The 10516-nt window shown below is 61.7% G+C and carries 9 protein-coding genes and 1 tRNA gene; 2 read left to right on the top strand and 8 right to left on the bottom strand.

The genetic code is table 11. The features are described from left to right. Window positions 1–350 precede the first annotated feature (350 nt). From ABJF10_RS24855 to ABJF10_RS24830, 6 genes are all read right to left on the bottom strand, one after another. On the bottom strand, window positions 351–968 hold the full coding sequence (locus ABJF10_RS24855) for a hypothetical protein (RefSeq protein ID WP_348547322.1): 618 nt from the start codon (window positions 966–968) through the stop codon (window positions 351–353). Window positions 969–1389: 421 nt separating this feature from the next. Further along, window positions 1390–1737, bottom strand: coding sequence for a hypothetical protein (locus ABJF10_RS24850; RefSeq protein ID WP_348547321.1), 348 nt, complete (start codon window positions 1735–1737; stop codon window positions 1390–1392). Window positions 1738–1739: 2 nt separating this feature from the next. Then, on the bottom strand, window positions 1740–4676 hold the full coding sequence (locus tag ABJF10_RS24845; RefSeq protein ID WP_348547320.1) for a hypothetical protein: 2937 nt from the start codon (window positions 4674–4676) through the stop codon (window positions 1740–1742). A 110-nt stretch (window positions 4677–4786) separates the two neighbouring features. After that, complete coding sequence (locus tag ABJF10_RS24840; RefSeq protein WP_348547319.1) at window positions 4787–6097, bottom strand: dicarboxylate/amino acid:cation symporter; 1311 nt, start codon at window positions 6095–6097, stop codon at window positions 4787–4789. Window positions 6098–6228: 131 nt separating this feature from the next. After that, a complete protein-coding gene (ald, locus tag ABJF10_RS24835) occupies window positions 6229–7356 on the bottom strand; it encodes an alanine dehydrogenase (RefSeq protein WP_348547318.1) in 1128 nt (375 codons plus the stop codon). 3 nt (window positions 7357–7359) lie between these two features. Next, window positions 7360–7920: a YqgE/AlgH family protein gene (locus ABJF10_RS24830; RefSeq protein ID WP_348547317.1), complete on the bottom strand. Its 561-nt coding sequence runs from the start codon at window positions 7918–7920 to the stop codon at window positions 7360–7362. 131 nt (window positions 7921–8051) lie between these two features. On the opposite strand from ABJF10_RS24830, the gene ABJF10_RS24825 reads away from it, so the two are divergent. Continuing rightward, window positions 8052–8123: transfer RNA gene (locus ABJF10_RS24825), tRNA-Met, on the top strand. 210 nt (window positions 8124–8333) lie between these two features. Here the strand turns inward: ABJF10_RS24825 and ABJF10_RS24820 are convergent. Beyond that, window positions 8334–9500: an ankyrin repeat domain-containing protein gene (locus ABJF10_RS24820; RefSeq protein WP_348547316.1), complete on the bottom strand. Its 1167-nt coding sequence runs from the start codon at window positions 9498–9500 to the stop codon at window positions 8334–8336. A 97-nt stretch (window positions 9501–9597) separates the two neighbouring features. Continuing rightward, window positions 9598–9729, bottom strand: a complete 132-nt coding sequence (locus ABJF10_RS24815) for a hypothetical protein (protein ID WP_348547315.1) — start codon at window positions 9727–9729, stop codon at window positions 9598–9600. Window positions 9730–10021: 292 nt separating this feature from the next. On the opposite strand from ABJF10_RS24815, the gene ABJF10_RS24810 reads away from it, so the two are divergent. Continuing rightward, the coding region (locus tag ABJF10_RS24810; protein WP_348547314.1) for a Clp protease N-terminal domain-containing protein at window positions 10022–10516 on the top strand (495 nt) is incomplete at its 3' end.

Raw genomic sequence — 10516 nt, 5'->3', positions numbered from 1 at the left:
AAGTCGTCTGCTTCAGCTTACCCAATTCTGTCCGAAAAATCGATACAGGCTCAGAAGGGCCCATAGACAAGCCAGCCCAGGGCAAAGCGAGGCACGAGCGGCGCCCTGGGTACCGCATCCGACGAACGACGAGCCCTGAAGGGGCGCACCAGAGGCTCCCCGACCGGACCAGCCTTTGTGGCGCCCACGTTGGGGCTGGGCGCTTGTTTGCTTCGATACCCAGGGCGACGGCTCGTGCCTCGCTCTGCCCTGGGCTGGCTTATTTCAGGCCTTTGGCCTGGTAGTTGCCCTCTCTTCGCTCATTCGTGAACACTGCCCAGAGACTCTCCGCGAATGGTCGAGCAGCCTCGTCAACGGTGAACCGGGAGCGGCGACTTGAGCATTTCGGGAGTGATGACAAAGCCGACGCAGTACCAGCCGTTCGACTGCTTCTCGGTTTTCACCCACTCGCTGCCGCCTTGGGATTCCGGCAGAATGCCCAGCTTATCGCGTTCGGCCGCGCCGTTCGGATCGGGACTGGCCGATACCGGAAGGGTCTGGCTGGCCTGGATCTCAGCGGCGGTGATTTTGCGGGCGTCCTGCTCTTCTCCCAAATAGCGCCAGTCGCTTTTCTTGATGGCGATCTGTCCGGCTTTCCCGGTCAGATTGATGGCCGCGACGATGGCGCGATAAACCACGGGCGAACGCACATGGAGCACGATCGCATCCCCGGCTTGGTAGGCGCGGGCGGGCACTTTGACCACGAAGTGTTGTCCGTTCCCCCGCTCTCCCTGCAGCACGAGTTTTCGACCGTTGTAAAAGATCTCCACTTCGCCCTTGGCGTCGATCAGCAGATCGCCAGTGACCGTCGCCGGATCCAGCGCCCGCGAGGTGGGAACGCCCGCCAGCAAGGTGCAACCGACCATGATGGCGGCGAGCATGCTTTGCATCGAATGGCGGGGACGGACGGAGGGGAGAAACTCATTCATAACGCGTGTCCCGAGGCTAGAGATTCGCCGCGAATTGTCGATTGCCGAATCGGCAGCCCCACCCATCCTTTCACGGCGGACGGAGCACTAAAGCAGCATTCATGAATTCCTAGTGAGGGAGCGAGCCGGAGGGCCAAAGGCCCGCCTACAAGCCAGCCCAGGGCAGAGCGAGGCACGAGCGTCGCCCTGGTTACTACATCCCACGAGCGACAAGCCCTGTAGGGGCAAAACAAAAGTCGGCAAGTTGTCCGTGGATCGATCCTTTGTGACGCCCACTTTGGGGCTCGGCGCTTTTTCGATGCGAATCCCAGGGCGACGCTCGTGCCTCGCTCTGCCCTGGGCTGGCTTATGTCAGGCCTTCGGCCTGCTCCGACCGCGACTGCCAACGCGCTTCCTTCTTTTACCAATTCGTGAACACTGCCTAGCGTCCCATGAAGTACATCCCGGCGACGAGCAGGAGCATGCCGCCGACGTTCACGGGCTTGATCGGGGTGCCGTAGGCCCACAGCGCAATCAGCGCGGCGAAGATAAAGGTCGTTGCGTAGATCGGGTAGAGCGTCGATAGCTCGCCACCTTTCTTGAAGGCGGCGACGAAGAGCACCATCACCGTCCCGTAGCAGACCACGCCGCCGAGGAGTCGCGGATTGAGCAGATAGCCGGCGATCGTGCCGCCCGCGCTCTCGGCGCCCGATTTGTAGAGGAATTGGCCGACCGCGCCGAACAGCGCGGCGAGCAGGAAAAACACGATGGAGATAAGCGGCGTCTTCAAAATCAGCCGATGGCGTCCGGGGCCTGGCCGAGCGCGACCTTGAGCTTGGCGATTTCATCGCGCATCTGGTCGCGCCGCGATTGCAACACGGTCACGTGCTGCTTGGCCCGCTCGAGGCCGGCCTTCACCGCCTCGAGTTCCGTCTTGAGCGCGTCGCGTTCCGATTCCACGGCGTGCAACTGGTCGAGCCCCTGCTCGAGCTGAATCTCGACCGAGCCCACGCTCGACTTCGCCGTCTCCCGCTCCAGGCGCGCCTGGCGCAATTGTTCGTGGGCCACGCCGAGCTCCGTGTTGACCTTGGCCAGGTTGGCGGAAAGGCGTTCGCGATCGCCGGCCAGCGTCTGGCCTTTTTCCTGGGCAGCGACCATGGCCTTGACCGCGTCCTCGGTTTTCGCCCGGAGCGATTTTTCCAAATCCTTCGCCTTGTCGAGCTCCCCTTGCAGTTGCCGGATCTCGGTTTCCTTGTTGGAGACTTTGTCGACGAGTTGCTCGCGTTCACTGCGGCCGGCCTGCCAGTTCAGCCGCAAATCGCCGGCGTCCTTGTTGACGTGCTGGAGTTCCGAGAGCAGCGAGGCGACCCGCGTTTCGAGTTCCTCGATGCGGGCCTTCGATTGCACCGCCTCCGCTCTTGCTCCCTCGTGCGCCTCGCCCACAGTGGCCGTGCTGGACTTGAGGTCGGCGATCTCGCGACGAGCGGCATCGATCTTCTCCCAGGAGACTTTCAGTTCGCTTTCCTTGTCGGCCAATTGCTGGCGGATTTGCTCCTGCTCCGCCTTGCCGGCCTCGATTTTCTTTTGGGCCTCGGAAAGCTCGTGTTCGCGATGGTGCAGGTCGTCGAGCAAGCCGTCGACGCGATGCTGCAATTCCTTCGCTTCCTCCTCGGCCTCGGCCACGGCGGTCTTCAGCCTGTCTTGCTCCTCCGCCGCCTCGGCGGCTTCCTGTTTGGTCCGATCAAATTCGTTCTTCGCCGCCTGCATGGTCAGCGACGCCGTGCGCAGCGCCTCCTCGCGATCGGCCACCTGCTTGCGCGCTTCATCGCGCTCGTTGGAAACCTTCGCGTGCTCGTCCCGCAGACAGCTCAGTTCCACGACATGGTCGGCGATTTTCTGCCGGGCCTCTTCCCGCTCGGCGGATACCTTGGTATGCGCGTCCTTGAGGTCCGTCAGCGCTTTCCTCACACTTTCCAATTCGCGTTGCAGACCGCCGTGCTCCTCCTGCACGCGATTGAGCTCAGCCTGATGATCGGTGATCTTTTGCTGCGCGTCATCCCGCTCGGCGCAAACCTTGGCGTGGTCGCCCTTGGCGCCAAACAGCTCCTGTTGCACACCTTCCAATTCGCGCTGTAGAGCGCTGTGCTCCTCCTTCGCTCGGTTGAGTTCGGCCAGATGGTCAGCGATCTTTTGTTGAGCGTCGTCGCGCTCGCCAGAAACTTTCGCATGGTCGTCCTTGAGACCGGACAACTCCTGCCGCAGGCCTTCCACCTCGCGCTGCAAAGTGCCGTGCGTCTCCTGCAATCGATTCCATTCGGTTTGTTGCTCGCCAAACTTCCGCTGGGTGTCATCCCGCTCCGCGGAAATTTTCGCGTGCTCGTCGCGGAGGTTCGTCAGGTCCTGGCGGACGGTCTCCAATTCCCGCTGGGCCGTGCCGTGAGCCGCGCGAACGCTGTTCAGCTCATTTTGCCGCTCGGAAAGTGTTCGCTCCGTCGCCTCGTGCTCTTCGGAGAGCTTGGCGTGACTTTCGCGCAGGCTGATCAAGCGGTGATCCATCCCTTCGATTTCACCCTGCGCGACTTGATGCGCCTCGCGCAACTGGGCGAGCTCTGTCGCCTGCTCCGCCACCATTCGCTGGGCTTCGTCCCGTTCCGCCACCATCCTGCCATGCTCGTCCCGCAACCCGGCAAGCTCCTGCCGCACGCCTTCGAGTTCCCTCTGCCCCGCGGCCTGCAACTCCTGCACCTTGCCCAGCTCGGCTCGATGTTCCTCCAGCTTCTGTTGCGCGTCTTTGTGCAGCGCAGCCGTGGCCTTCAATTCCCCCTGCAACTGCGCTTTCTCACCCTGCGACGTGCCAAGTTCCGTGGCCACGCCCTGCACCTCGGCCAGTCGCCTTTCGAGGTCGGCGCTTTTCTCTTCCGCGGTGGTGAGGCGGTGGGCGGTCTCGTCGTGTTTGGTGCGTTCGGCGACCAGTTGCTCCTGGGCGTCGGTGGTATTCGACAGCAAATTCTGCAGCTCCACCTCCGCGTGGTCGGCATTCGTGCGCAGGCCGTCCCGCTCCTTGGTCACGGTGGCGAGTTGTTCCTGCAGGCGGGCGAGTTGGTTTTGCAGTTCCGGGTTCGCCGACCCCGGACGGCTCAGCGCCTCGGCCAGTTGCGCCTTCAGTTCCGCGCGTTCCCTTTCCCCGGCGATGAGCCGCTCCTGGGCGACGGTATGCCCCGGGCCGAGGCCCATCGCGCCCATCTCCGGTTCGTTTTTGCGCTGGGCGAGTTCGCGCGCCAGTTTCTCCCGCTCCGAGCGGGCCTTGGCCAATTCTTCCCGGGCCTTTTCCAGGTTGACCCGGAAAGTGTCTTCCTTGGTCTTGAGTTGAGTGAGTTCCGCACCGGTGGCGCGCAGGCCATCCCGCTCCCGGGCCGTCGCCTCGAGGTCCTGGCGCAGCTTGATCAACTCCACCCGGGAAGTCTCCGTATCCGCGCGCCACTTGGCCGCTTCCTGCAAGGCGGACGCCAGTTCCTTCTGTTTACGATCGAGCTCCTCGTAGGCGCTATCCGCATGGCCCGTAGCGGAAACCAGGCGGCGACGGACGGTGATCTCCACCGCTCCCTCGGCGACGTTCGGGATGATCAGGCTGCTGCGGCAATTCGGGCAATCCACCTGCATGCCAGCGGCGCTGTCGTCGACGGCGATGCGCTGCCAGCATTCGGGGCATTGGAATTTAATATCGGCCATGACAGAGGGGGACGGCTGAGAGTGGCGCACGCGGCGTGCCAGTTCCACACACTGACGTAGCAATGTGATATTTTGTTTTAAAGCACATTTCTCGGGAAGTCGACGGCAGTCTACACTGGAACCGGCGCTTCTGCCACGGCAACGATCGGGGGCCTCGTTTCCATGTTGAGCCGTAATTGTGCAGGCGTCACTTCCTTCTCCCAGCGGCTGATGACCACCGTGGCGACGCCATTGCCCACCAGGTTCGTCAGCGCGCGGCACTCACTCATAAAGCGGTCGATCCCGACGAGGATGGCCAGGGACTCGATCGGAATGCCCGGCACCACGGAAAGGGTCGCAGCCAGGGTGATGAAGCCGGCGCCGGTCACGCCGCTGGCCCCTTTCGACGAGAGCATCGCGACCCCGAGCAAGGTGAGCTGGTGCCGCAGGTCCATGTGGGTATTCGTCGCCTGCGCGAGGAAGACGGTAGCCATGGTCATGTAGATATTGGTGCCGTCGAGGTTGAAGCTGTAGCCGGTGGGAATGACCAGGCCCACGGTGCTCTCCGCGCAACCGAGGGCTCTCATCTTGCGCAGCATGCCGGGCAGCGCCGTCTCCGAGGAACTCGTGCCGAGGACCAGCCAGAGCTCTTCCTTGATATAAGCGATGAAGCGGAAAATCGAAAAACCCGTGGCCCGCGCGATGGAGCCGAGGACGACGATCACGAAAAAGCCCGCCGTGAGGTAGAAGCCGAGCATCAGCTCGAGCAAGTTGCGCAACGCGCCGAGGCCGTAGCTGCCCACGGTATAGGCCATGGCGCCGAGTGCCCCCAGCGGGGCGAGCTGGACGACGATGCGCATGATCCCGAAGAAGATCTGGGAGACGGTGTCGATGACGCGGAGGATCGGTTTGCCTTGCTCGCCCAAGGCGCCAATCGCAAAGGCGGAGAGGATGGCCACCAGCAACACCTGCAACAGATCGCCCTTGGCAAACGCGTCGAAGAAAGTCGTCGGGATGATGTTCAAGATAAACGTCACCGTGTTCAGGCCGTGCGCCTTTTCCAGGTACTCGTGGGCCTTTTGCACATCCTTCGGTTCGAGGGTTCCCTGATGAAAACCCGCGCCGGGCTGGAGCGTATTCACCACCACGAGCCCGATGACCAGCGCCACGGTGGAGACGATCTCGAAGTAGAGCAGCGTCTTGCCCCCGATGCGCCCTAGCTTCCGCAGATCGCTCATCGCCGCAATGCCGTGGGTGACGGTGCAAAAGATGATCGGCGCGATGATCATCTTCACCAGCTTGATGAACCCGTCGCCGAGCGGCTGCAAGGCCTGCCCTTGGGCCGGGAAAAAGTGCCCGATGGCGATGCCGAGCGCCACCGCGATGAGGACCTGGACATACAGGATGCGGTACCAAGGCAGACGGAGTGCGGGGGGCGGCATCGGGGTGTTGTAAGACAAGAAGGATCAGCCCCGCAATGTCGCTGGCGGTGGAACCAGTTGATTTCCAATGCGGGCTCCCGAGCTTCAGGCCCTCCGGGCCTTTACGACCGCGACAGCCTCGACATTTCCGACTACAACCGCAGCGGCGGGATGCCCGAGCCTTTGCCGTACTCGGTGAAGGGCAGGCCGTGGGCGTCGGCGACGGCTTTGAGGGTGACGTGGCCGTCGATGAGGTTCAGGCCGCCGAGGAGATGCGGGTCGTGCTGGAAGGCGCCGGGGACGCCGTGATCGGCGAGGATTTCGACGTAGCGCGAGGTGACGTTGGTCAGCGCCTGGGTGGCGGTGCGCGCGTAGGCGGCGGGCATGTTGGCCACGCAATAGTGGATGACGCCTTCCTCGACGAACGTGGGATGCTCGTGCGTCGTCGGCTTGGACGTTTCCACGCAGCCGCCCTGGTCGATGGCGATGTCCACCAGCACGCTGCCGGGTTTCATGAGGCGGAGCATCTCGCGATTGATGAGCTTCGGGGCCTTGGCCCCGGGGACGAGCACGGCGCCGATGAGCAGGTCGACCGTGGGCAGCAATTCCGTGACGTGCGCGGGGCTGGAGTAGAGCGTGTGCGCGGCGTGCATGGTGATGTCGAGGAAACGCATGCGCTCGACATCGACTTCCATAATGGTGACATCCGCGCCCAGACCGGTGGCCATGCGGGCCGCATTGACGCCGGCGGTGCCGCCGCCGATGACGATGACCTTGCCCGGCAACACGCCCGGCACCCCGCCGAGGAGCACACCCTTGCCTCCCTGGTGTTTCGCGAGGCAATAGCCACCGACGATGATGGACATGCGCCCGGCGATCTCGCTCATCGGCTCGAGCAAAGGCAGGCGGCGATTGACCTCCACGGTTTCGTAGGCGATCGCGGTCACGCGGGATTTGGCCAGCGCCTCGGTCAGCGGCTTGTTCGCCGCGAGGTGCAGATAGGTGAAAAGGATCAGACCTTCGCGCAGGAGCCCATATTCCTCGGGCAAGGGCTCCTTCACTTTCACGATCATCGTGGCGCGCTCGAAGACCTCGGCGTGCTTATCGATCAACTCGGCGCCGGCCCGGGCGTATTCTTCGTCCGGATAGCCGGACCCGACGCCCGCGCCTTTTTCCACGAGCACCTGGTGGCCGCGCTTGATGAGCTGGTAGATGGCGGAAGGCAGCAGCCCCACGCGGTTCTCCTGCGCTTTGATTTCCTTCGGGATGCCGACAATCATGATTTAATTTTGACTCGTCTCTTCGGGGGACTCGGCGAGCAGCCGAAACCACGGACCGAAAGAACTGGTGATCTCGCGCCACAGCGTGGGGCAACGCTCCAGGTCGAGAATGTCGCGCGCGGCGGGCCGCACCAGCCAGGTCTTCTGCGCGAGTTCACCCTCGAGCTGTCCTTTGCTCCAGCCGGCATAGCCCACGTAGGCACGCACGATGATCGTTTCGTCGTGGACCATTTCCGCCGCTTCATCGATGATGAGATGCGGTCGGCATTCCATGCGCTCGGTCTCGGCGTGCCAATGAAACGAGGCAAAAACGAGCTGGTCCGTGGCGACGGGTCCGCCGAGAAACACCGGCACGCGGCCCAAGGGGCCCAGGTCGCGATCGGGCAGTAGCTCGCCCACCGTGCGGACGGCGGGGCGATTGATGATGAGCCCGAAAGAGCCTTCCTGGGCGTCGTTCGTGGAGATGAAGAGAACGGCCCGTTTAAAATTCGGATCCAGGAGGCCGGGATGCGCGATGAGGAGCGAACCAGCCAGGCTGATCGATGAGGAGGCAAACTCGCGCACGCCCCCACGTTAAGATTGCCTCGCCAATCCGCAAGTTTTCTCGGTGAAGGGCACTGAAAAAGGCCGCCTGAGGTCGGAAGAATCTCCACTTGATTCCCCGCAAACCCCTCGCTAGTTTCCGCCCCTCGCACGCCAGGGTAGCTCAGTGGTAGAGCAGGGGACTCATAAGCCCTTGGTCGGGAGTTCAATTCTCCCCCCTGGCACTTTCCTTGTATTGATCAGGTTCGCGGGAGTGAGTGGTTCGGAAATGGCAAAGTCAGAAAAGTCTCGGCGTTTCGAGAGTGATTGGGGACGTATCCCCTGCCCTTGTTGTGGGCTCGGCTGCTTTCGGTCGGCCACTGCCAAGACGTAGCGGCTTCAACCATCGCCGCCCTGACCGACCCGGCCAAGCTCGCGACACTCTCAGGCGAGAGTCATTCGTGGCCGCCGTGCAGGCGCAACAATTCCGCAACATCGTCGCGACGGTTAACTACCGCCGCGTGCAAAGGCCTCACTCCGAATTTATCCGTCGAATTGACATCGGCTTTATTCGCCAACAGCAACTCGACCACATCTTTCTGGCCATAAGCCGCATAGTACAGAGGAGTATTTCCGTCGTGGTCCTTGGCATCGACCTCGGCTTTGTGGGCCAGCAACACTTCCACCACATCTTTGCAGCCCTTACTCGCCGCTGCGTGCAAAGGCGTAGCGCCTCCATTGTCCCTCGTGTCGACCTCAGCATTTTCGGTCAAAAGTAACTCCACGACGTCCTTGTGACCATTGGCCGCCGCCAGGTGTAACGGCGTCAGGCCATCTTTGTCCCGCGCGTCGATTCCGGCTCTATTGTTCAGCAGCAATTCCGCAACGTCCTTGTAGCCATTTTTCGCCGCCTCGTGCAAAGGCGTTTCGCCGAGAGTGGTGGTCTTACCGTTGACATCGGCATGGTGGGCCAGCAGCAATGCCGCCACATCCTTGTGGCCCTTATCCGCTGCCCACAGCAAAGGCGTTCTGGCGTCGTTGTCCCTGGCATCGACATCGGCTTTATTCGCGAGCAGCAATTCCACGTCGTTCTTGCTCCCCTTACCCGCCGCATCGTGCAGAGGCGTTGCTCCACCGTTATCCTTGGCGTTGACCTCGGCACGATTGGCGAGCAGCAGTTCCATCATTTCCTTGAGGCCAAAATCAACCGCAGAGTGCAAAACGGTCTTGCCGGAGTTATCCTTCCCATTGATATCCGCCTTGTTGGCCAGCAGCAAAATTGCCACGTCCTTGTGACCGTTTGCCACCGCTGCTTGCAAAGGTCTTCCTCCAAAAGTACCTGTTGCGTCGACCTCGGCTTTGTCGTCCAACAGCAACTCAACCACTTCCTTGTGACCAGATGATGCTGCATAGCACAAAGGGGTCAGGCCGTGTTCATCTCGGCTGAAAACCAAATCGAGATTGCCTTTTAGAATAGCCGTGACCTTTTCCAAGTCACCCTGCCGGGCTGCGTCATGAATCTCGCCGCAAAATGCGAGGTTACTACCCGCGAGCGCGGCCAGCAGAAAGGCCGTGCGGGGAAAAATTGGGGCGGAGCGGAACCGAGGGAAGAAAGTATTCATGCGGCGACGGGTGTATTCAAACAATCAGTGGCGCAATTTTACTCCACTTTGCCCTGATAGTCACGGCTCCGAGTTTGGTTTTGGATGTATACACGAATTACTGGATCTTGCGCCGCGCTGCCGCACAGCCGGTACCGCTCTGGAGAACGAAGACAATGACATGAAGAACGCCCTCATCCTGGTTGTCATTCTCGCCAGTTGTCTCCTTACCGCCTGTGACACGATTCATGACACTATCAGCGGTAAGATTCCTCCGAATCCGTATCCGCGCTCTACCGATCCAACGATCAAGTGACCCGGCTCGGGGCTAGGTAGCGCGCTCCACCCATCATCCATTGGATGTTGGGCGTTCGATGTTGGATGTTGGATGTTCTCTTTCATTCACCGGGACAAATTGACGGCACGATGCTGTCCCAAGCGCCAAATCTCGCGCCAAGCTGACGCGGACAATAGCCGGTTTACTCTGGACAATTCGCGGAGAGCAAATTGCTAAAGAGTGTGCCAGCTTTAAGCACGCCCCTATGAGAATCGATCGTTTTACCCAAAAAATGCAGGAAGGCCTGCAAGCCGCGCAGGATGTCGCCTCCAAACTCGGTCATGCCGAAATCGACAACGAACATTTCCTCCTCGCCCTGCTCGAGCAAGCCGACGGCATCGCCCGCCCGCTCTTCGACAAGATAGGGGTCCAGCCTCGCCCGCTCGAGGAGAAGCTGCGCGCGGAACTCGACCGCCGCGCCAAGGTCCACGGCGGTCAGCTCGGCCTCGGCCGCGAACTCACCAACGTCCTAAACGCTGCCGAAGGCGAGATGGGCAAGCTCAAGGACGAATACCTCAGCGCCGAGCACTATCTCCTCGCCTTGAGCGATGCGAAGGTCTCCGCCACGCGCCTCCTGCACGACGCGGGCGTGACCCGCGCCAAGCTGATGCAAGCGCTCCAGCAGGTGCGCGGTTCGCAGCGCGTGACCGATCAGAATCCCGAGGGCAAATATCAGACGCTGGAAAAATATGGACGCGAC

The sequence above is a fragment of the Chthoniobacter sp. genome (genome assembly GCF_040003245.1).
Lineage (GTDB): Bacteria > Verrucomicrobiota > Verrucomicrobiia > Chthoniobacterales > Chthoniobacteraceae > Chthoniobacter.
Note: the sequence above shows the minus strand (reverse complement) of the source record. Positions and strands in the feature narration are given on the sequence as shown.